We start from the raw sequence: 22566 nt of genomic DNA, 5'->3' as shown, positions 1-22566 counted from the left end.
TCGTTATTTGGACTTGCATTATGCTTCTCCTTGATCAAACTTTCCAACTTTTCTATCATCTTAGCCCGTTGGAACAACGTTCTTAAAGCTGCAGCAGTCATCATCGCCAACCTAACGGTGGGGCATCGAAAAAGCGGGAATGGATAATCGCAGCTTTCTCTTTTCGCATTCTCCTGTATAAATAATTACTTTTTCTTAAGCGGAATTGTTCCTCGTTTATGGTTCCTTCATAAGGAGCAGAGAGATATAGGGTTTCATTATTTTATTCTTACCCTGAGTTTCGTTTTAAAGCTGCCGGTGTACTTATGAAATAGAATAGTAGCAAACTCACCAGGTCTTATTTTGAGCAACCAGGTACCATTGCCGCAAAAGTCGTACACCCGCGCTTCTATAGGCCACCAATTGCCTTTTTTGTCCATAGCTTCTTGTATGGCGAAGGTGTAGCTGTCTTTTCCTGCAAAGGCCCTGATTGTTCCCGTAGAGTTGACAAGATATACGGGGTAAAACGTAACGGCAATATCAGGAACATATTCATTCTTTAGTACGGTGGTATTGTAGTCGGGAACTACTTTTAGGCTGTCGAAACTAAAGGTTTTCGGATCGGCTTCAAATTCCCATTCTCTTATCACATCGCTGGTATAGGTGGTTTTTAAGTCTGTTTCTTTGCAAGGGATCAATAGCGTATCGGTAAAGGCAGATTTGCCTGCAAATATATTGGCGCAATCTTCCAGGCTTTTAAGTTGGTAACAAACAACTGTATCTTTAACTAAGGGCTGAGCAAGCACTGGTTTAACAAAGGGAGGGATTGGCTTAGCTATTATTGTGCTCAGTGTTCGTTTCTTTTGCTGCACCGGATTACAGGCAGCCAGTAGAGGAACCAATAACAAAAACTTCATGGCTTTCATAGGCACTTAACGAATAGAAGAAACAGACCTTTGGTGTCATCTCACTTCTCCTTTATCAACCGTTCGAGCTTCTCAATCATCTCGGCCTGCTGGGCTATCATGCGCTCGTAGAGTTCCACCATTTTATCGAGCGGGTTGAAATTGCATTTGTAGTTATCAATATTACCTACAGCAATAGCTTCGTCATTATCAGTAAATGTATTTGCAATAATATTGATTGCACCTTCATCATCCATATTTTCGAGGGCTGCTACGGGTACCTTGAGTATAGCGGCCACCTGTTGCAGCAGGGCTGGCTCTATGGTCTCCTTGGTCTCCAGGTGCGATACCTTTTTCTGCGTCCAGTCGTCGCCCAGCTCTATGGCTATGGCTTCCTGCTTGATGCCCAGCATTTCGCGAAAGCGCTTGATGTTGCGGCCCTGGTGGATGTGTTTTTCGGAATGGCTTGTCATGCCACAAATATAAAGATTTAATGCTATCCCAGCGGGCGGCTTGCTGAAATATGCCACTTTTTTGCTGCGGTATCCGGGCATGGGCTTGGGTAGTTAATGGAGGTTACCTTGCTTTGTACTTACCAATACCGCCGCCAAACATAAACACAATCTTGTTTTTATGAACCGGCTGATTAAAAAAGAACTGACTGCGCTGCGGCGCAGCAACCGCCTGCAGCTGCGAGCCACACATTCCCACTTTCTTCAACAGTATTCGCACGAGCGTTGCCATGCTTTACTGGAAGTGTTGTTTAACAGCTGGGCCACGGGCAAGCTGCTGCGCACTGAGGATGCGACGGCGCTGGAGCTCATGCGTTTTTACAAAGATCTATCGGTACTGCTGGAGGCCGATTATTTACTGGCGCTAAGGGAGGGGTAATTTTAGCTTCTTCCCCAAGGTAGTAGCTAAAAGTACTGCTTCACAGTTGAGATCCTTCACTTCGCAAGCTGCGCAAGCTACGATCAGGATGACAATGGGGTGTTTATAGTTGGGATTGGCGTTAAATCATAAAGACGCTATTACTGAGGTTTGCGGGCGCCACCGAAGCATCTTGATCGTTATATTCACTGGCACAGTAGGAGCCAAGAATGTTTGTCGTTGCTTTTTGGGTTGCACTTGATGCAACTGCATTATTGAGATCCTTCACTTCGCATGCTGCGCAAGCTACGTTCAGGATGACAATGGGGCGTTTATAGTTGGGATTGGCGTTAAATCATAAAGACGTTATTACTGAGGTCTGCGGGCGCCACCGAAGCATCTCTGTTATTATATGGGCTGTGGAGGCAAGGTTGTTCATCGCTGTTTTTTGGTTGCTTTTGTACGAATGCATATTTGAGATCCTTCACTCCACATGCTGCGCAAGCTACGATCAGGGCGACAATGGGGAGTTTACAGTTACGTTAGCCCCAACCATAAACATCGCATTGTCATGCTGAGGTCTGCGCAGCTACCGAGGCATCTTGATCATTATATTCGCTAGCGCAGTAGGAGTTGAGAATGATTATCGTTGCATTTGTGATGTACTTGCTTCTGCTGCATCATTGAGATCCTTCACTCCGCATGCTGCGCAAGCTGCGATCAGGATGACAATGGGGTGTTTATAGTTGGGATTGGCGTTAAATCATAAAGACGTTATTACTGAGGTCTGCGGGCGCCACCGAAGCATCTCTGTTATTATATGGGCTGTGGAGGCAAGGTTGTTCATCGCTGTTTTTTGGTTGCTTTTGTACGAATGCATATTTGAGATCCTTCACTCCGCATGCTGCGCAAGCTACGATCAGGATGACAATGGGGCGTTTACAGTTACGTTAGCCCCACCATAAACTTCCTATTGTCATCTCAATCAAACATAAATGCATTTACTATCTTCGAAGAAATACAACGCTGGATATGCGAAGCTATTTTGTATATATCCTTACAAACAAGACAAAGACGGTTTTATATACTGGTGTTACAAACGACCTTTCGAGAAGGATTGATGAGCACATGCAGGATGCGTTGGGAAATAAACAGTCCTTTTCGGGGAAGTATAATTGTATTCATTTGCTCTATTATGAGGAGTACAGAGATATTCGTGAGGCAATTTCACGAGAGAAAGAAATAAAAGGATGGACAAGGGCAAAAAAAGTAACGTTGATAAAATTGGCCAATCCTGAAATGCAGTTCTTGAATATTGGCTAAAAGGTAAATCAAGATCCTTCACTTCGCATGCTGCGCAAGCTACGATCAGGATGACAATGGGGTTTACAGTTACGCAAGCCCCAAGCATAGACATCGTATTGTTATGCTGAGGTCTGCGGGCGCCACCGAAGCATCTCTGTCATTATATGGGCTGTGGAGGCAGGGTTGTTTATCGCTGTTTTTGGTTGCTTTTGTATGAATGCATATTTGAGATCCTTCACTCCGCAAGCTGCGATCAGGGCGACAATGGGGCGTTTACAGTTACGTTAGCCCCAAACTGTAAACATCACATTGTCATGCTGAGGTCTGCGCAGCAACCGAAGCATCTTGATCATTATATTCGCTAGCGCGGTGGGAATCGAGAATGATTATCGTTGCTTTTGTGATGTACTTGCTTCTGCTACACAATTGAGATCCTTCACTCCGCATGCTGCGCAAGCTACGATCAGGATGACAATGGGGCGTTTATAGTTGGTGTTGATGTCGTGCCGAGGTCTGCGGGAGCTACCGAAGCATTTCTTCTCCTTTATTCATCCTGGATTCTTCACTCCGCTCTGCCAGGTGCGGGATGACAATGGGGCGTATTATTTTCTCGTGGCGGCGCAGTGTCTCTTTGTATGCTGGTGCACGCGCCATCGCGTGTGCCTATTACCCCATATACTGATGGTAAACCAACCATCTTATTTCAATAACAATAAATAAACATAACGCATCCATTATGTATGATACTTTTGTGCCTTGCCAATAATCACATAACCAATATGCGCTTCCTCTACACCATGCGATACTGCCTGCCGGTATTGCTCCTGCTGCTATCTGTTAGTGGCTTTGCCCAAACACAATTCAGCATTGTTCCCAGTACGCTCAACATGACTATGGCTTTTCGCGGTCGCCAGCTCTTCGGCGATTTTGATAAGGATGGCGACGTGGACGTGCTATACCAATCGGCCAATAATATGGGTCAGGGTTTCGGTTATATGAAAAACAACGGCAGCGGTACGTTTACCAATTATCCCAATGCGAATGTTGCCGGCACACCTTTTGCCACGCTCAATCTTACCCACCAGCAAATTTCTACCGCGAGTATGTTCGTGTTTGATTACGATCATGACGGGGATGTCGATATTGTAGACCGGGATAGTGTTGGTGGCGGCGAACAGGATGTATGGGTTAACAATAACGGCGTGTTCCAGTATGCTGCGGGCAATCCGCTCCCGATGACCATGGCTTTTGGCGGTCGCTTGCTCTATGGCGATTTTGATAATGACGGCGATATCGATGTGCTATACCAGTCGAGTAACGTTATGGGCGCCGGTTTCGGTTATATGAAAAGCAATGGCAATGGTACTTTTACTTCGTATACCAATGCCAATACCGCGGGCACTCCTTTTGCAACGCTTGATCTGACGCACCAGCAAATTGCCACGGCGACTATGTTTGTGTTTGATTATGACCACGACGGGGATGATGATATTGTGGACCGGGATAGCGCTGGCAATGGCGCATTGGGCGTATGGGTAAACAATAGCGGAGTATTCCAGTATGCTGCTTCCAACCCTTTTACGATGACGATGGCCTTTTCGGGCCGTTTGCTTTATGGCGATTTTGACAGCGATGGCGATGTTGATCTATTGTACCAGGCCAGCAATACAGCAGGCGCTGGTTTTGGTTATATGAAAAATGGTGGCAACGGCACTTATACCGATTACCCCAATGCCAATGTCGCAGGTACGCCTTTTACCTCGTTTAATTTTGCCAACCAGCAATTGGCATCCGCGTCTATGTTTGTATATGACTACGACAACGATGGTGATGTTGATATCGTAGACCAGGACACCACAGGCGGTACTGGTATGTGGACGGTGGCGGGCAGTCCCCCCCGGCTGGTATCGAGCAATCCGGCTAACGGCGCTGTGAATGTAAGCACTACGGCCAACCTGGTACTCACCTTCTCGGAGCCGGTAGTATCCGCCGGCGGGAATATGTACATTCGCCGTACTGCGGACAATTCAATTTTTGAAACCATAGCCATAGGCGGCGCTGCCGTAAGCGGATTGAATACCACGACTATTACGGTGAACCCGGTAGGCAACTTAAGCGGCTCTACGGGCTACTATCTTACTTTCGATGCTACGGCATTCAGGGATAACGAAGGACATCTCTTTGGTGAGATACCGCCGGGCGACTTTGCGGTGGCGCCGATCAGGCGCAACAACTTTATCGCTTTTACCACCGGTACTGCACTGCCGGTAACTTTGCTTTCCTTTACCGCACAAAAGCAAGGGACGGCAGCGGTATTGGATTGGGAAACGGCATCTGAGCTACATGCGGCTTATTTCGAGGTGCAGTATAGCACCGATGGAAAGAACTATACTTCCCTGGATCAGGTGGCCTGCAAGGGCGGCGAGGGTTTGACGGCATCTTACCATTATGTGCATGCAAAGCCCGGGGCCGGCAAGGCTTACTATCGCCTGAAGCAAGTGGATCTCGACGGGCAGGCTATGTATTCGCCGGTACAGCAATTGTTTTTTGAACAAGAGGGCCTGGTGCAGGTGCATCCTAATCCTGTTTCCGGAAGATTGTCGGTTGATGTGGTCGCAGGAAATTACCAGCAGGTACAATTATCCGATATCAGCGGAAAGGTATGGTACCATATGGCTATCGCTGCGGAAGCGCATCACCTGGAATTGGACCTGAGCAATAGAGCGGCGGGCGTGTACTTGCTACAGCTGAAAGGAGCATCGGGCGATCGTGTGATCAGGATACTGAAACAATAATGCTGCTATTCGGATAGCAGTCGATCCCTATACACCTGCCGGCACGGATTTCCGTCGCCGGCAGTTTTTTTAGTCTTTATTGTTTGCCTGTTTTTTTACGTTGCGGCATTTCTCCCGTAACGTGTTATTCTGTTGCAGGCCCTTCGGATTGGGGATCACCCTGTTCTTCCTGGCCTTCCGGTATTTACGGCATTTTTGTCCCATGAAGATATAACGTAGATCGAAGTATTAAGTTGAAACATCGGATAGGGGCATGGGCAACAAACGCAGAGGGTGCAAAGATTGCAAAGTAGGCTAACCGCAAAGATCGCAAAGGTCGCAAAGCAGGCCAGGTGCAAAGGGTATGAGAATTAACACCAGATGGTGATGTGTCTAAAACGGCAAAGGGCGTGAAATGGGTAACCGCAAAGATCGAAAAGGTTCACGCAAAGGTCGCAAAGCAGGCCAGGTGCAAAGGGTATGAGAATTAACACCAGATGGTGATGTGTCTAAAACGGCAAAGGGCGTGAAATGGGTAACCGCAAAGATCGCGAAGGTTCGCGCAAAGGTCGCAAAGATGGGACGCTGCAAGGAGCTTCAATTTAGAACATAACAAAAGCCGGAGCAGGTATCCACCTGTTCCGGCTTTTTGCGTTATTCATGTCCTGGATCCTGGCTCTTGAATTCTGATTCCTGATTCTTGAATCCTGAAGCCATCTAACATCTAATCTCTAACGTCTCACATCTAACGTCTCCACCTAAGGCTCATTGCCATTAATGATCTTCACGGGGAAGTAATAGTTGCCGTTGTTGTGGTTGGTGTACTCACTCACGATAGTCTTGTCCTGCACATACAGGATGAAGTTGTAGTTACAGCTGGTGCCCTCGGCCAGTAGCTGATCCATGGGCCAGCCTGCAGGATTGGTCGCCATATCGAGATTGGCCAGGTTGAAGCTGGTGAGGCTGCCTTCGACGGGCGCCAAGGCCGGCCTGGCCGGTACGGGGCTGGTGCTGTGTACGAGCTGTGGCGGCGCCGACACCGAGCTTTGCTTCTGGATCACCATGCGGTAGAAATCGAAATTGTCGCTGGTAGGGGCCGAGAAGTCGGTGGCGATGATGAGCGGATCGAAGGCGATGCCTTTGATATCGATGGTCTTGAAATTGCCATTGCGGTCGCGCATATACAGGTCGGTGCAGGGGGGCTGGTCGCCGATCTTGGTAATGATGCCGGTAATGGTCTCGTTGTCGACCCATACCCGTTGGATATCGTAATAGTAGCTACCTCCGGTGTCGGCCACTTCGAGCAATACGCTGTACCGACCGCTGGCGCCAGTGCCCCAGGAAGAAGGGTTAAGCTTGGGTGTGGGTATGTGTATCCAGGTATGCAGCAGCGGGAAGTAGACCGGCATCTGGTAGGTATAGAAGCCGCTGTTGGTGAGGCGGGATAAAGGTCCTGGCAGCTCGTTGTTGCCTATGAGCTCGGCCGGTGTAAAGGTAGAATAGCTGCTGTAGTCCACATGGCATATCTGCGTCCAGCCATTGGCCGAGGCATTGTACTGCGGACCGGTTGGGGGCTGTGCGCTGCCGAAGTCGTCTTTCTTATAGTATAGCGCGTATTCTTTTATTTGCTCGTTGCTGCAACCGTATACCCTTGCGGCGCCATAGACGCCTACGCTGCCACCTACGGTACCGAGGTCGGCCGCGGGATTGTCGCCTACATGGAGCTGCTCGGCGGGGTTGAGCACATCGGGCGCTGTACGTCCGCCAATGTTTTTGATATATACTTCGGCAGTGTCCAGTTGGAAGCTTATGGTGGCATGGGCGGTGCTGCCGTTGCCGCTATAGGCGTCGAGCTGCACGGTAAAGCTGGTGGAGGTGGCCACACGTGCGCCGGCATTCTCGATTGCCTTCTGCAGATCGATAAAGCCTAAGGGCCCGTTGAAGACGCTGTGATTGCCCTGTGACAGGCTGGTGTCGGGATTGCCGGCGGTGTCGGCGTATACGATGCTATTGGCGATGGTATCGGTACCATCCCACAGCAGGGCCAGCTCGTAGCGTTCCATGCCACAGCCGCTCGCAGTGCCGGTAATGGGAATATACTTGCCATTGAGCAATTGGAAACTGCCGTCGTAGCAACCGGAAGGGGCGGTAAGGCCTGCTACCAGAGAACCTTTGGGACATTCTACGCAGAAGTCGATGCAGAAGCAGTTGGACAGGTTGGCGCGATCGCGATCGTGTCCGCGCTGGCGGTTCTCGTTGAGCAGCACGGTGCCGTCGGCAGCCTCGATGCGGAAATACACATCGGGACCGGCGGGCCATTCCACGTTAAGCCAGCTGAAAATGGTATGGCTGTAATCGGCTATGGTATAGTAGATCTTAAAATGCCCGTCGTTGGCAGTAATGCCATAGCCCAAAGGATCGTCCTGGATGAGGTCCACATCGAAGGCCGATACTTTAACGCCACCCACAGGTTGTTTGCCTTTACAATCGTTTACCTGTCCACAGATGACATACAGGCCGAAGAGACGCAGGATATTGCACCAGAACCGGTGAGGAATGGCATACTCCCAATAGGCGGTAACTACATCCTGCTGCTCACGGATGCCGCCTTTCCAGGTGGGTTGCAGGGTGGTGATGTGAAACTGTAAAGGGCCCTCTGCTTTAGGCTTCAGCGTATCGCGTTGCCTGATGTCGAGCGGTAGCGTATCGCAGGCAAAGTCGATTTCCACTGGCCCGCCTTTGTAACCGGTCTTTTCGTCGTCGAATACAAAAGTAAAATTGCCCTGCGCATCGGTCTCTGCTTCGGCGATAAGCCGCTTGTCCAGTGCCTTTAGTTCTTCTTTGCTGCGCAGGTGAAAGGTGTCTTTCTCGCTGGCAACGGCCAGCACGGTAACCTCGGCGCGGGGATCGGCCTGGTATAGGCGCACTTTTGCATGATAAAGCCAGTCGGCGCAATCGCCGCAGTAGTACGCTTTAAGATTGCCTCTGAATTGGTGTTTCATAGGAAGGGTAAATTTGAAGAAGCATGCCTACTCTATACCCTTTTCGGCTTCCGGGCGCTTACTCTCTTTAAAGGATTTTGGGCTTCCTCCTTGATGGATAATGACCGGCATGATCAGGTGGTCCCGGCACGATCGGTACAGGGGACTTGCCGGAGGGGACAGCAGCCTGAGTGTCATCAACAGATGATGGCAAACGGCCGGATAGCGTACAGAAAAGGGATCGGGAGTAGCGTAATTCGTTTCAGGGTTCTACAGGTCGGGATCAGATAGGGCCGTTTTTTTCTCCTGGTGATGAAGAAGGAACCATAAGCTCCGGAACAAAGGTACGGCCGTGCAAAGGCGTAGCAATACGTTTTAAAACGTAATTATCGTTATCTGTTTTGCCGGGGAACAAATACGATACGGTCTTTCAGTTCATTTTTGTTGCTTCGACAGGCTCAGCAAACGAGCTTCGGCGGGCTCCGTTACTGGGCCGGGAGGTATGGTAATTGTTTGTTGCGCCATATTTCGGGGACACGCAATATCTTTACCAAAATTCTACACTATGGATGCTATGATCGCGGTGATGAACCAGGTATTCGAGATCAGTCAGAAGCTGGATCAGGATAGCCTATCGTCCCGTTTTGAACGTAACCTGAACCGGCTCGCGCATATCTTTGAGGAGGAAGGCTATACCTGGAATAATCCCCTGGGTGAAAAATATACCGATGCCCGTACCGATTGCACGGCCAGTATTGCGGGCGATGAGGGAAGGGACATGGTCATTACGCAAGTGATCAAGCCGGTGATCTATCAAAAAAAAGAAGGTACGCTTAGCCTGGTGCAGAAAGGTATCGTGATCGTAGAAAGAAAAAAATAAGTTATGATGAAGCCTGTCAATTTCGGCATCGATCTGGGTACCACCAATTCCCTCATCAGCCGGTTCGACAACGGGAATATAACCGTATATAAAAATCCTATTGGCCATAAGGAAACGCTTGCTTCTGTAGTCGCCTTTCGCAACGATCGTATACTTGTGGGCGACAAGGCCAGGGAGTATATGCTCAAGGATGCCGTAAATGTATTCGGCGGCTTTAAGCGCCGTATGGGTACAGAGGAGCGGTATTACGTGGTGAACCTGGACGAAAATGTAACGCCTGTACAGCTGTCGGCCTATGTGCTCCAGGAGTTGCAGCAGTTTGTACACAGCGGCGAAAAGCCGGAGGCAGCTGTTATCACGATACCTGCTTCTTTTGATACCATGCAGAGCAATGCTACGCGTATAGCGGGTAATGAAGCCGGATTGAAAGAAGTATTTCTGCTGCAGGAACCCATCGCCGCCAGCCTGGCCTATTTCAACCAGCAACAGGGAGAAGACCACGAAGGTTATTGGCTGGTGTATGATCTTGGCGGCGGTACCTTCGACGTGGCGCTCGTGCAGATCAAAGAAGGCGAAATGAAAGTGGTTGATCACGAAGGCAACAATTTCCTGGGTGGCCTGGACTTTGACCTGATGATACTGGAGCAATTAATTGTTCCGGAGATCGTGCGGCAAACGGGCGCTTCCGGCTTTGAAGCGGAATGGAGTACACCTTACGGGCCATATGAAAAGCTGTATTACGAGCTGCTGTATAAAACGGAAGAGGCCAAGAAGGAGCTTTCGACCTATGCTTCGGCTATAGTCGAGTTTAGTGCGGTGATCGATGACCGCAGACATGATTTTGAAATAACGATCAGGAGGGAGGCCTTTAATCAATTGCTGGAAAAGCGGGTAAAGGAAACCCTTAATATGCTGCAGCAGGTGCTGGATCGCAATCACCTTAAGGTGGAACAAATAAGGCAGCTGATCCTTGTGGGCGGCAGCACCTTTATCCCTTATGTGCAGGAAACATTGGAGCAAAGTACAGGCATTGTGGTGAATAAAAGCGTCGATCCGACTACAGCTGTTGCGGTGGGTGCCGCCTACTATGCAGCCAATAAATATTATACGCCGTCGGCAGTGGATAAGCCCACGGAGCATGCTGATATAGATGCTTTGCTGGAGGGCATTGCCGGCGGAACCGAAACGGAGTTGCCGGATATACAGCTGCTGCTTTCGTTCAGCAAGATGAGCAAGGAGCCGGAGGAGGTGTTGCTGGTGAAGGTGAACGGCAATTATTTTGACCATAGCTATCGCATCGTAAGGGGCGACGGTGGTTTCGACACGGGCTTCGTGCCGCTGAAAGCCAAATTTACCGAGTTCCTTCCCCTGTTGCCCAATGTCGCCAACCCCTTCCGCCTGGCAGTATATGATAGCCAGAACCGGGAGCTTAGCACCCTTGCGCAGGAGCTGGTGATCACGCAGGGGCAATATAATATTGCCGGCCAGCCCTTGCCGAAGGATATATGCATCGAGGTGGATGACCGCGAAAACCATACGACGCGGCTGGAACTGATCTTTGAAAAGAACAGCGTGCTGCCTCTGAAGAAGACCTTGTACCGCGAGGTATCCAAAACAATCAAGAAGGGTAGCGACGATAAGATCATCATCAATATACTGGAAGGCGACCGCTATGCACGGCCCTTGTCCAATCTTACCATCGGTTGTATCGAGATACAGGGAAAAGACCTGAAGTCGGACCTGATCAAAGGCTCCGATATCGAGATCGGACTGTTCCTGTCGGACAATCGTGAATTGAGCACCGAGGTATTCCTGGTGATGACCGGACAGGATTTCAAAAATGTATTTTCGATAGCTGAAAAGCGTATCAGCATTGCCCGCCTGAGGGAACAGTTCAACGACCTGGAAACAGAAGTAAGGAAAACCGTGAAAGCCTTCAATTATGAAGACAACGAGATATGGGCAATACAAGCCAATGGTCTGCTGGACGAGTTGCTAAGTCATAAGCCGGCGTTGTCAAAGCTTAAAGACAAAGAGCGTTCCGACAAAAAATATGTGATCGCGGAGGCGATCGGCCGTATCTCACAAGAATACGATAAGATCGGTGGCAACGAACGGCTGCAGCAATTGCAGTCGGAATACCTGCATGCCCGCGACTATGCAGAACAGCAGCTGCCGGCTTGTGATTTTGAACAGGACCGGCTGAAGGCCAAGTTCCGGCAATTGGTTCAGAACGAAAGCCTGGTATTGCGTACCCGCAATCCTTCTATATTGCAAAAGGCGATCGAACAGCTGAATGAGCTGATATGGGAGATACTGACCAATACGACCAGCTACCTGATCGTATATTTTCATCGCATCAAGGCAGCACCCGACGATGCCTTTACTAACTCCGGCGGGGCGCAGACCATAATCCGAATGGCAGATAAAGCACTTGAGCAGGAGCGCTTTTTCGAATTCAGGCAGCACGTATATAACCTTTCGCACCTGCTGCGCCAGGCACAGCCCATGAAGGGTATTACTGATTTTAAAGGCACCGGGATAGGGTAGTATGCAGTATCGATCGTTGATCCGTTTTTTTGAATACGCTGGCATGGCGCCGGAAACCATAGCGGCGGCAAGCCTGTCCCGTATGAAGAAGCTGGCACAGGCCGAGTTTGCGCTGCAACCCGATGGCGTGATCACGCTCGACGGGATCAGCTTTACCGGGAACGATGTGCTGCAAGAGCTCGACCAGGCCGATGCGCAGCAACGATTGCACTACCACCTGTTGCTGTGGGAACACAAAGAATTGCTGGAACTGCTGGAAAAGGATCACCTGCATATGGATAACATGGGGCAGTGGTATGCTTTGCACCGGGATGAAGGGTTCCGCGATTTTGTGTCGCCTTATTTCGCGACGGCATTCCATAGCGCCATGAATACCTTGCTGCACAACCAGGATCTTTATAGCGCTGCGTCCTGGATGGATTTCCTAGTATTTGTAAGGCCGGAAGATGAAGAGCAGGCGATACGCAGCGTACGGGTGTTTCTCGAGGAAGCGTTGCGGCTGTTCCGCAACCTGAACGACAAGTCCTATCGCGACCGTTTGCCGGAGCTGGCCCCCTGGCGCGATAGCTCCTGGAGCCTGCTTATCAATAAGCTGCCCTCCTCCCTGATGCCTTATACCGACGAGCTGGCCAATGCTATCATTAACTTTACCGTCAGGATACAGAAAGCCAATCCAAAATTGGGCTTTGAGATCAGCGCGGGGTTAATGGGATTGCAGCGTGTAGACCCTTCTTTAAGACGATTGATCAACAGCAATCATGAAGTGTACCGGAAAAAGAATAATCGTGGCGTTTTCAATATGCCTTCGCTGTATCCGGTCGTGGTCGGTCTCATTATCCTGGTCCGTGTATTGTCGAGCATAGATTTTTCGGGTGATAAGGCCAATAGGAGTACCAGTACTTTTAAGGTGGAAGACTATCAGTCGGCAATGGCCGACCTTAGCTACGAAGGCATTCGCCTTTTTTACCAGCAGCAATACCGTGACAGCAAATCGTCAAAGCTTCCTGTAGATTTCGATGTGAATAAAGCTATTTTTTCAGACCGGCCTATCTATCTCCTCGTTGAAGCGGGACCCCTGGATAGCCTGTATCCTATGGCCCTGGTCAACAATACCGGAGAACGCATCAAAGTCGATGTCATCAGCGCCGGCAATGTGTCCAATGTCGCCGTGGGCGAGCACGATATACTGGCGATACGGGCGTATCAGAGCCGGAGCATAGATATGATGCTTACTTTTCACCAGGCCGATGTCAGCAAGGTCATTGTACCTGCTACAAAGGACCTGCAATACCTGCATGTGGCTGCCGATGCACGGCAACCTTATCATAAGCTTAATTTGGTCGACGGACAATCTATAGATCTGCCTTCGGTGCAAAGAGACAAGCTTAAAAACATGCCACTGGTAGTGACCATCGACCAGCGTAACAGCGGCTATGTGCTCTCTCTGAAGGGTAAAGTCCAGGCCGTAAACTACAGGGCACTACCCTTCGTTAAAAACTGAACGCTGAATTTTTCATCCGCTGGCCCCGGGTAAGATTCCCTATCCCAGTAATTGATCTTCTATGGCTTTGCGGACTAATGAAGCCGTGTTTTTTACGGCGAGCTTTGCCATTAAGTTTAAGCGGTAGGTTTCTACCGTACGCTGACCCAGGAATAAGGTGGCTGCAATTTCCTGATTGGTTGAACCCGCTACAATTAACTGTAACACCTCTTTTTCCCGTCTGCTCAGGGAAGGCAGTGTTAATGCTTTTTTCCGCTCTGCAATAATATGAGCCTGCAAAGGGGCTTTCAGCAAAGCATCTATATACTGCTTGCCGGCGTATACTTTGGTCAGCGCCGCTACCAGCGTTTCCTGGTCGGTACTCTTCAGCAGATAACCCAGAGCGCCTTGTTCCATCATTTGTTTCACCTGGTAGGGTTGTTCCACGTTGGTGAGCACCAATACCGACAGGGCAGGATAGAGGCCGATGATTTGTGGCATTAGCGTATTGCCGTTAGCATAAGGCATGTGTATGTCCAATAGCAATACGTCGGGTTGTTGTTGCTTCAAACCATCCATGAGTTGTTTCCCGTTTTCATATACCTGTCCTATGCTAATGTGAGGATAGTCGCGTAGCATGTTTTGAATACCTTTGATCACCATGGGATGATCGTCAGCTATGGCTATTTGCATGTTGTTTTTTATTTGGCCTCACTTGATATTTCATCAGATGAAGGAATTACAGGAACACATTGCTTTCTTTTTTTGTCAAATAAAATTCCAGGTTAATCGTCGTTCCTTCGCCTGGTACAGAGTCGATAAAGCAAGTGCCTTGCAGCAATTGCACACGCGTTTTTAAGTTACTTAATCCCATTCCATCATTATTTTTTTCTTCCCATTGCACGGGTAGTCCCGTCCCGTTATCCTCTACCATTACCTGCAGCTGGCCATGGTGCGCGTTCAACTGCACCAGTGCATGCGTGGCATGAGCATGTTTCACAATGTTCTGTATCAATTCCTGTACAATCAGAAAAACCGCTCTTTTTAGTCCTTCGGTCAGCAGGTCTTCTGCCATGTACGCCTGGAATTCCACGACGAGCAATTTCTGGCCCGCATTGATTTTATCACAATATTGTTGCAGTGCGGTTTTTAGTCCCTGTTGTTGCAACAGGCCTGGCATGAGGTTGTGAGCGGTTTTGCGTACTTCGTCAGCTGTACTATTAAGCAGATGAAGCGTGTCCAGGTAATCGGCCGAATCCCTGAGCGGGATATGATGGTGCTGTAAGATGCTAAAATTCATTTTTACTGCGGCCAGCATGCCTCCTATGCCGTCGTGCAGCTCCTGGGCCAGGCGGGTACGTTCCTTTTCTATGCCTTCCATTTGGGCGCTTAATATATTTACCTGTTGTTCATGTTGCAGGCTGTGCATCTTTTCCGTTTGCAATTTTAATTTGTGCCGGTAAGAACGGTAGAAACTGAAAAATACAGCAAGGCACAGTATGGCTGCGCCGGTCATGACGATGACCACCATATTTTTATCCTTTAGCTCGATCTCCCTGCGGGCAAGCAATAGCTGTTTTTGAACCAGTTCCTTATCCTTTTCTGAGCTGCGGTATTGCACTTCAAGGGTATTGACGATCCTGGTCTTATCTGCATTGAGCAGACTATCTTTCAGCTCCAGGTATATATTCTGGTATTGGTAAGCCTGTGCATTGTCGCCTACATGATGATAGCTCCCGGCAAGTTGCTGGTATATAGCCATGTCATTACTATTGGTTCCTTTTTGCAGGATAATAGCCAGCGCCTTTTTATAATAAAGTATAGCCTTATTATAATTTCCCGCGGAAGCGTATACAGAACCATAGCCTTGCTGCAGGAATTCATTACTCCGGGCTCCTCCCGGGTCTTCCCTGGTTGCTGAGTCCAGGTATATCTTACTCCATTTCAGGTTGTCCTGCCCCTTCCAGCTGATGCCCATATTGATATACGCCGCCTGTACCCGCTTTTTATTGTTCTGCCGGCGATACAATCTTATAGCGTAGCTGAGGTAATGCCGGGCAGAATCCGGTTGCTTTAGGAAGATGTAATTAGTACCCAGGTTCATATAGTTTTGGGCAAGGAGGACACTATCCTTTAATTGAAGCGCGAGGTCGGTACTTTTTTTGTAATAGAAGACAGCCTTTTCATGTTGCTCCACATTACTTAAGGTGGCAGCAGTGCTGGAATAGACCTGCGATACCATTGCCGTGTCTTCACACTTATCCTGGTCCAGCCTGGCCAGCGACTTCTGAAAGAGATAAATAGCGGAGTCGAACTGGCCCCGTACTTTAAAGATACTAGCCTGGAGCAAGTACAATTTGGGGATAAGCAGCTTATCTTCAGACGAGGCGGTAAGGCAATAAGGCGTTGCCTCCTTAAGACAACGGGATGCCCTGGCGTATTCTTCCTTATTAAAATAATAAGCCGTCATGTTGAGTAAAGACAGCGCAATGCCCCTCTGGTACAAAATACCCCTGCTGGCCGTTAATGCTTCGGTGGCCAATAGCAGCGCACGATCTGGTTGGCTATGCAATAAACGCTTCGTGCGTTTCAACAGCTGGTTAATGGTGGCAGTATCGGTCTGCGGCGGCAGGTTACTGAATATGGTGCTTTCCCTGAAACCATTTTGTGCTGTTACGGCATAAGGCAGACAACAGGCAGTGCCCCATTGAACCAGGAACAATACCCAAAGATGCCGGCAGAACAGCAGGCATCTTAATGGGCTTGCAGGGCGCATCGTTATCGGAAACATGGGTTAAAGGAATGACAGATATATAGACGGGTAAATGCCTTGTTTAAGCAGGGACTTTCATTTTGCTGTTTGGTTCCTTGTAAATATAACGAAAAACAAGGCAAAAACTGTAGTTATACGGTAGTGGGAAAATATGGGGGCTACTAACTTTGGCTGAGCGCCTTAGGGTAAATGCCGATGCCTGTAATGTAGTCGCATGAACGGAGATGAAGACCAGGTGCTGCTCTTGACTATCCTGTTGTAAAGCCTTAAGCCGTCCGAAAAACCAATAAAGACAATAAAAGCATGCGTATGAATTATCTCTCCCTAAGCAAGAAGTATTGGCTCTTTTTTTTCCTGCTCTGCAGCGCTCAGTTCTCCTATGCACAATTGCCCCAGGCCGATAAGGTTTACCTCCTGGTTTTTGATATGACACTATTCGTACCCCGGATCTATACTTACGATCCGGCCCAGCCCATATCTGCAGGCAATCCTTCTTTAAACAGTATTACGCTGCCGACTGCCCTTAATTCTTTGGGGCTACCGGCGCTGGCACTTACTGTGAGCCCGGTTTTAGGATCGGGAGATCCTACTTTGACCTTTTATACCGTGGCGGGTAACACCTACTGGTATTATAATCCTGTTACCCTGTCCTGGGTGAATACCGGTCATTCTGCGAGCGGGCTCAACCTTGGCTCCTCAGGGCTCAGCGCAGCGGGTACTACGGAAGTGATATACAATTTAGAACCATTTTCATCTGCCATTTATAGATATGATGGTACGGGGAATGATGTATTGGTGGCTCTAACCCAAGATAACCTGGGGGATATTGTCGGAGACTGCGAAGGTAATTTTTACGTGTTGCAGCTTGCAGCTTCAGGTTCAGGCGGAACTTCTACATCCTATCTGGAAAAATACGGTCCTACCGGAGCAATATTACAAACATGGACGGTCAATAATCCTAATAATTATACTTCTCCTTTCGGCCTGGGCATAGTGGGTAATACCCTGTATTTTGATCATTTTGACACCGATTATGATACGACAAGCATTGCCTCTGGTACCATAATGGGCGCCTTACCCATTGATTTGAATGCCACCACCTCTATTACAGCACAAATCAATAACGGTTTAGTTGCCGATATTGGCACACGTGGCAGGGCCATGCTTCCTTCAGTCATCACAATCGCAGCGTCCGCAACAGCGGTTTGTAGCGGAAGCCCGGTGTCCTTTACCAGCACTGTAACGGCAGGGACCGATCCGCAGTACCAATGGTTTGTCAACGGAGCAGCAGTTGCCGGCGCTACACTCAGCACCTTCGATTATGTTCCCGGCCAGGGCGACCAGGTGCGCTGCCAGCTGGCCAGTAGCACCTGGTGTGTCACGGTCATGAGCAATGTCATCACGATGCAGGTAGAGACTCCCGCTACCCCTCAGCTTTCCTTCGATACCAAAAAGTTCTGCCTGAAGGGTAGCGGTAGCTATACCCCGGTCTTTACCCCGGCCGGTGGTGTGTTTTCCGCTGCGCCAGCCGGTCTGTCGCTTAATACGACCACGGGAGAGATAGACCTTGGGCAAAGCGTATCAGGTACCTATATCATCGCTTACGCTTCGTCCCCAAGCTCCCTATGCCCTCCCTGGAGCCTGTCGGATACTATCCTGCTGGCGCCCGTACCCCTTGCTGAGATCAATCCTGTGCCGGAAGGGGACAGATGCTATTTCGATACACTTCAACTATCCACTGTTTTTACAAACGGTTATACTTACTTATGGTCGCCGGCTACTTATTTCCCGCAATCCAGCACAAGCAGTGCAACGGTTGTAGCGCACCTGGTAAACGCCGGGCAGATCGTCTTAACTGTGACGAGCGATAAGGGATGTATCAGTACCGACTCTCTTGCTGTCGATCCCATCGATTGCTGCGATGTACTTATGCCAAGCGCTTTCTCTCCCAATGGAGATGGCTTGAACGACATATTTGGCCCGGTCATCCGGGGCGAATGCCCGGTGGGTGGCTTTGTACTGGACATTTACAACCGGTATGGCACCCGTATCTATTCGGGACATGATGCCAGCAAGGGCTGGAACGGCTATGCCGGAGGCCAGCAAGCTGATGTGGGAACGTATATGTATGAAATAAGATTGCTCCGGGGCGTGAAGCAGACCCAATATTATCGCAGGGGAGATGTAACACTGATACGATAAATGCATCGGGACAATAAACAAAAGACCGGCTATAAATATAGCCGGCCCGAACCTCCAATGAAAACGAAACAGTCTTTGTGCTGCGAGGCGTATTGTAGCCGCCTCATTTAGCCTGGTACTATTTTTTAATGATCTTATAATTCATTTTTCTGCTGCCGCTCTGCGACCGTATATCCAGCAGGTACATACCCGGTTGCCAGGCGCCCATATCTATAGCTGCCTTGCCGTTATCCGAAACGCCTTTCCATAGCAGTAGTCCTTCCAGGCTATATAAAGATAGCTTGCTGCCGGCGTCGAGGTGGTACACCTGCAGTATATCGGTCACCGGTATAGGATATACCTGGGGTATTGTTTCACTGCCGTCCAGGACCAGGGTAGCCACGGGAGAATACTCATAGACACTGTTTTCTTCTGTGATGCGGATGCGGTAATAATTGACCCTGCCGGGCGCGGGGCTATGCGTCAGGGAATAGCTGGCGCCGGTAGCACCCTTACCTTTTGCCGGCAAGGTACCAATAGCCTGCCAGTCATTATTGCGCCCGCCGGTAATGCTCCATTCTGCGGTAAACGATCTGATGTTCTCTTCAGTTGCGGTAGCCCAATTGAGCTGTGCTTTATCGTTTACTTTCCTCACCGTAAAGGCGGTCATCTGCAACGGCAAGGGGTTGCTGCAACCGGTAGATGCTACAACAATTACGGTGTCTGCATATATAGGGCAGGAATTATTGGAGTCGCTGGTAGTCCAGCTGAACATATAGGTTCCCGACAGTGCGGTAGCAGTAGTACCGACGGTAGTACTCGGGTTGTGGGCATTAGCGAATTGCAACACTGTAGGTCCGCTTATCTGGGTCCAGGTACCGTATGAAGGAGAAGGGATCACATTGCCCACCAGCGAATAATTCTGGATGCAGGCTACGTTCTGGTCCGTACCGGCATTGGCGCCGGTAGCGTTGTACACGTTAATAGAAAAGGTATCTGCATCCGGCCCGGGACTGCAGGCCACTTCATCGGCAAAAGGACTGTTGCTCAAGGGTTGGATCTTATACGTATACTGTCCTGCAGTAAGACCGCCAAGCACTGCGGTTGTCGCATAATAAGCGCCTACTAAAGTGCCCGGGCCAGCTACGGGGCCAGATAGCTTGGTAAGCCTGTACCTGGGGCCGTAATCGGCCGTAAGATAAGGTGCGTAGCCGGGCAGCGTCACCATAGCATCAACAGTCGTATTACCCGTAGGGATGCAGACATTCATATCTGCAACAGACATACTGATAGGCAGACTATCGTAGACAACGATGAGTGCTGTAAACATTTTGGGACAATACCCGCCGGTGTCCTGGGCACTCACTGCTTTAAAGTTCAGGTAGTAATCGCTGGGCGCCCAGCCCGTATTAGGCGTTACCGAAAAAGTCCTGTTGTAACCTGTGCCCGACTGGGTAACATTGATCGGGTCGGCGCCAGTAGGAACAGCGCTGCTGACCAGGGTAAGCACAGTAGTGGAATCGGCGAGCGTAAAAGGGAACGACACCGTGGAGGGTATGGCTTTGATACAATAGGCTACGGAGGTGCTGCCGGTTACCGTAGGTGGCGGTGGTAGCACCGTAATATCGAAAGGGCCTACGGTAGTATTACCACAGGGCGAGGCCAGCGACGCATTGAACGTGTAGTGCCCTGCCATCGTAAGGCCATTTACACCAATGTCTCCGCCTACAGTAGTACTGAGTGTTACGGTACCGGTAAACCCTGCAGGCGCGCTGGTTACAGTGGTCGTAAAGACGTAGTCGGGATTATAGCCACCCCAAAAGCCGCAACCACCGTTTTTAAAGAACAGGATGGGCGCACCCATACAAACCGTCACGGGGGGCGTATTCCATTGGAGGGTAGCCGGATCGGGATTCCATATACCGTGAACCGATTGGGTATATTGGCACAGGCCATTGGGGCTGGTCACTTCCCATTTAAAGGTATAGCTATTAAGCGGGCAGCCCGGGTTGCTATACGTTACAGTGCTGGTAGGTGAATGAATATCGGAGAACGTAAAACGGAATGTCTGATCGGAACCGGGGTTCGTGGCGTCACCCACGCTCCAGGTACCTGTCCAGCCTGCCGGCAAGGTTGCATTCATCGTCTGGACGCCCGAAGTACCACAGAAGGCAAAGGGCGTGCCGGCCGTAAATGTTGGCATCGCATTGGCAGTAACATTAACGTTTTGGGATACGGTATCTCCCGACTGGCACGCCAGGCTCAGTTTGAATGTATAAACACCCGAAGCAGTCATACCGGTTACCTGGCTATTGAGGCTGGCAGGAGATACGATGGTAGGCGTTACCGGCCCTGATACAAATGTCCATTCCGGGCTGGCGCTATAGTTGCCGTTCGCGTTGCCGGTAAGACTGGTACTGCTGGTACAGATGCTTTGCGCGACACCTGCATTGACGGTACAATTCTGGGCCTGCACGGAGGTGTTAAAGAACAGGCACAGGCATACCAGCCAGGCAGGTAGCGTGATGCGTACATTTTTCTTTGGGGTAAATTTTGTTTTCATTGCTCTCGTTATTTTTTTATTGCTATAGTAATTACTCCTGGCGACGCCGTATTGCCGGCACAGATCACGATCATTGGGTGAATGCACCTTACCCTTCGCACTGCGGCTGTGTTACCGGAAAATGATTTTTAATGATTTCAGGAGGCATGGGACTTGTCCGCCGGCAGGTAGATGCATTTTTACAAGACGCTTTCGTTTCCTGTTTACAATGCAAAATTAGAATCTGTATCAATGAAATTAAAATAAGTGATATATATAAACTACAAAATACCAAATTCGTTAAGCGAAATGCAGATTCTGTTCGACGAAATGTGCATTCTGATTCAAGCCTGTATTTCACCGGGAACAGGTAGTGATCTTCGTTTGTAATAGCCCTTGATCACTTGCAAATCATTGACGCTTTTGTTATTGTATTTGCTGTTAAAATGATATTTTTGAGCGCAGCTATCTATCGCTTCTGGTATCCACCTGGAGAAAGGGCATGGATCTTGATATTATTCAGGCAGAGCATTACCAATAAACAATTACCAATTTTCATGAGTCCCGCATCTGCAAAACTGAAGACCATATATGTGGAAGACGATCCCGCATACAGCAAAATGCTGCAGGAGGCACTTGCCGCCACCGAACAGTTTGCGTTCCTGGGCGATTTTAGGACGGCAGAAGAAGGCCTAGCCTATCTGCAACACAATGAAATTGATCTTGCATTTATAGATATAGAGCTGGGCGGTGCACAAAACGGATTGTGGCTGGCAGAGCAGATCCGGGATATGCCGCTGGCAGTTGTATTCCTCACTTCTCATACCAACTACGCCATACAGGCTTTTGAAGCCTGCGCCATAGATTACCTGGTCAAGCCGGTTTCGGCCGGAGACATTGCCGGCATGATGGAGCGGATACGTATAAAGCATGCTGTTCCACTTTTTAGCGAACAGATAGAAGAGCTGCATTACAACTATATGGCTGATCAGGCTGTTCCCAAACGCATCTTCCTGAGCATGGTGGGCGAAATGATCGTGGTGCAGCTCAGCGATGTACTTTACTTTACCTCGGTGAACCGCTATACCAATATCCAAATGGCCGATGGCGCCAAACACTTATCCAGCAAGCACCTTAAGGTCTACATTGAATCGCTTTCCGGCAATACGGACTTTGTACGTATCCACAGATCTTCCATCGTAAATAAAAATTATGTGCGGTCTGTAATACGGGACAGTAAGCTGAACCAGTATTATGTAGTGATGGCCAATAACCAGAAACTTGAGATGTCGGCTCTGAAGAAAAAAGAGATATTGGAAGAGCTCAAGCGCTGAGGTTGCCCCGTA

At 49.3% G+C, this 22566-nt stretch carries 14 protein-coding genes; 8 read left to right on the top strand and 6 right to left on the bottom strand.

Annotated elements, in window-relative coordinates:
* Positions 1 to 257: 257 nt before the first annotated feature.
* Together DZK30_RS20185 and DZK30_RS20180 are read right to left on the bottom strand one after the other, a co-directional pair.
* Complete coding sequence (locus DZK30_RS20185) at positions 258 to 785, bottom strand: hypothetical protein (protein WP_118975979.1); 528 nt, start codon at positions 783 to 785, stop codon at positions 258 to 260.
* A gap of 161 nt (positions 786 to 946) precedes the next feature.
* Positions 947 to 1357 carry a helix-turn-helix domain-containing protein gene (locus DZK30_RS20180; protein WP_118976008.1) on the bottom strand — a complete coding sequence of 137 codons (411 nt, stop codon included), beginning with the start codon at positions 1355 to 1357 and terminating at the stop codon, positions 947 to 949.
* Between the two features lie 160 nt (positions 1358 to 1517).
* On the opposite strand from DZK30_RS20180, the gene DZK30_RS20175 reads away from it, so the two are divergent.
* The 3 genes from DZK30_RS20175 (at position 1518) to DZK30_RS20165 (ending at position 5854) form a co-directional block, all read left to right on the top strand.
* Positions 1518 to 1775 (top strand): hypothetical protein, encoded by a 258-nt coding sequence (locus tag DZK30_RS20175; RefSeq protein ID WP_118975978.1) that lies wholly within the window; start codon positions 1518 to 1520, stop codon positions 1773 to 1775.
* Positions 1776 to 2786: 1011 nt separating this feature from the next.
* Positions 2787 to 3077 (top strand): GIY-YIG nuclease family protein, encoded by a 291-nt coding sequence (locus DZK30_RS20170; RefSeq protein ID WP_118975977.1) that lies wholly within the window; start codon positions 2787 to 2789, stop codon positions 3075 to 3077.
* A 761-nt stretch (positions 3078 to 3838) separates the two neighbouring features.
* Positions 3839 to 5854 carry an FG-GAP-like repeat-containing protein gene (locus DZK30_RS20165; protein WP_162903280.1) on the top strand — a complete coding sequence of 672 codons (2016 nt, stop codon included), beginning with the start codon at positions 3839 to 3841 and terminating at the stop codon, positions 5852 to 5854.
* 737 nt (positions 5855 to 6591) lie between these two features.
* On the opposite strand, the gene DZK30_RS20160 is transcribed toward DZK30_RS20165, so the two are convergent.
* Positions 6592 to 8835 (bottom strand): hypothetical protein, encoded by a 2244-nt coding sequence (locus tag DZK30_RS20160; protein WP_162903279.1) that lies wholly within the window; start codon positions 8833 to 8835, stop codon positions 6592 to 6594.
* A 544-nt stretch (positions 8836 to 9379) separates the two neighbouring features.
* Here DZK30_RS20160 and DZK30_RS20150 point away from each other — a divergent pair.
* Genes DZK30_RS20150 through DZK30_RS20140 form a run of 3 tightly spaced genes read left to right on the top strand, consistent with a single transcriptional unit; the run spans position 9380 to position 13745 of the window.
* Positions 9380 to 9694, top strand: a complete 315-nt coding sequence (locus tag DZK30_RS20150; RefSeq protein WP_118975973.1) for a hypothetical protein — start codon at positions 9380 to 9382, stop codon at positions 9692 to 9694.
* A gap of 3 nt (positions 9695 to 9697) precedes the next feature.
* Positions 9698 to 12244 carry an Hsp70 family protein gene (locus tag DZK30_RS20145; protein WP_118975972.1) on the top strand — a complete coding sequence of 849 codons (2547 nt, stop codon included), beginning with the start codon at positions 9698 to 9700 and terminating at the stop codon, positions 12242 to 12244.
* A gap of 43 nt (positions 12245 to 12287) precedes the next feature.
* Positions 12288 to 13745: a hypothetical protein gene (locus DZK30_RS20140; protein ID WP_118975971.1), complete on the top strand. Its 1458-nt coding sequence runs from the start codon at positions 12288 to 12290 to the stop codon at positions 13743 to 13745.
* Positions 13746 to 13784: 39 nt separating this feature from the next.
* Here DZK30_RS20140 and DZK30_RS20135 read toward each other — a convergent pair whose 3' ends face one another.
* Together DZK30_RS20135 and DZK30_RS20130 are read right to left on the bottom strand one after the other, a co-directional pair.
* Positions 13785 to 14417, bottom strand: a complete 633-nt coding sequence (locus tag DZK30_RS20135; RefSeq protein WP_118975970.1) for a response regulator — start codon at positions 14415 to 14417, stop codon at positions 13785 to 13787.
* A gap of 46 nt (positions 14418 to 14463) precedes the next feature.
* On the bottom strand, positions 14464 to 16515 hold the full coding sequence (locus DZK30_RS20130) for a tetratricopeptide repeat-containing sensor histidine kinase (protein ID WP_118975969.1): 2052 nt from the start codon (positions 16513 to 16515) through the stop codon (positions 14464 to 14466).
* A 291-nt stretch (positions 16516 to 16806) separates the two neighbouring features.
* On the opposite strand from DZK30_RS20130, the gene DZK30_RS20125 reads away from it, so the two are divergent.
* On the top strand, positions 16807 to 18699 hold the full coding sequence (locus tag DZK30_RS20125) for a T9SS type B sorting domain-containing protein (RefSeq protein WP_162903278.1): 1893 nt from the start codon (positions 16807 to 16809) through the stop codon (positions 18697 to 18699).
* 118 nt (positions 18700 to 18817) lie between these two features.
* Here DZK30_RS20125 and DZK30_RS20120 read toward each other — a convergent pair whose 3' ends face one another.
* Positions 18818 to 21241 carry a T9SS type A sorting domain-containing protein gene (locus DZK30_RS20120; RefSeq protein ID WP_118975967.1) on the bottom strand — a complete coding sequence of 808 codons (2424 nt, stop codon included), beginning with the start codon at positions 21239 to 21241 and terminating at the stop codon, positions 18818 to 18820.
* A gap of 536 nt (positions 21242 to 21777) precedes the next feature.
* On the opposite strand from DZK30_RS20120, the gene DZK30_RS20115 reads away from it, so the two are divergent.
* On the top strand, positions 21778 to 22554 hold the full coding sequence (locus DZK30_RS20115) for a LytR/AlgR family response regulator transcription factor (protein ID WP_162903277.1): 777 nt from the start codon (positions 21778 to 21780) through the stop codon (positions 22552 to 22554).
* The last annotated feature ends 12 nt before the right edge of the window (positions 22555 to 22566 follow it).

It is taken from the genome of Taibaiella koreensis (assembly GCF_003545715.1).
GTDB classification, from domain to species: domain Bacteria; phylum Bacteroidota; class Bacteroidia; order Chitinophagales; family Chitinophagaceae; genus Taibaiella; species Taibaiella koreensis.
The sequence above is the reverse complement of the archived record's forward strand: the minus strand, read 5'-3'. Positions and strand labels throughout refer to the sequence as shown.

Coding starts and splice junctions, on each gene's coding strand:
- DZK30_RS20180 (WP_118976008.1), bottom strand. CDS start 1,357: ATGACAAGCCATTCCGAAAAACACATCCACCAGGGCCGCAACATCAAG.
- DZK30_RS20175 (WP_118975978.1), top strand. CDS start 1,518: ATGAACCGGCTGATTAAAAAAGAACTGACTGCGCTGCGGCGCAGCAAC.
- DZK30_RS20170 (WP_118975977.1), top strand. CDS start 2,787: ATGCGAAGCTATTTTGTATATATCCTTACAAACAAGACAAAGACGGTT.
- DZK30_RS20165 (WP_162903280.1), top strand. CDS start 3,839: ATGCGCTTCCTCTACACCATGCGATACTGCCTGCCGGTATTGCTCCTG.
- DZK30_RS20160 (WP_162903279.1), bottom strand. CDS start 8,835: ATGAAACACCAATTCAGAGGCAATCTTAAAGCGTACTACTGCGGCGAT.
- DZK30_RS20150 (WP_118975973.1), top strand. CDS start 9,380: ATGGATGCTATGATCGCGGTGATGAACCAGGTATTCGAGATCAGTCAG.
- DZK30_RS20145 (WP_118975972.1), top strand. CDS start 9,698: ATGATGAAGCCTGTCAATTTCGGCATCGATCTGGGTACCACCAATTCC.
- DZK30_RS20140 (WP_118975971.1), top strand. CDS start 12,288: ATGGCGCCGGAAACCATAGCGGCGGCAAGCCTGTCCCGTATGAAGAAG.
- DZK30_RS20135 (WP_118975970.1), bottom strand. CDS start 14,417: ATGCAAATAGCCATAGCTGACGATCATCCCATGGTGATCAAAGGTATT.
- DZK30_RS20130 (WP_118975969.1), bottom strand. CDS start 16,515: ATGTTTCCGATAACGATGCGCCCTGCAAGCCCATTAAGATGCCTGCTG.
- DZK30_RS20125 (WP_162903278.1), top strand. CDS start 16,807: ATGAATTATCTCTCCCTAAGCAAGAAGTATTGGCTCTTTTTTTTCCTG.
- DZK30_RS20120 (WP_118975967.1), bottom strand. CDS start 21,241: ATGAAAACAAAATTTACCCCAAAGAAAAATGTACGCATCACGCTACCT.
- DZK30_RS20115 (WP_162903277.1), top strand. CDS start 21,778: ATGAGTCCCGCATCTGCAAAACTGAAGACCATATATGTGGAAGACGAT.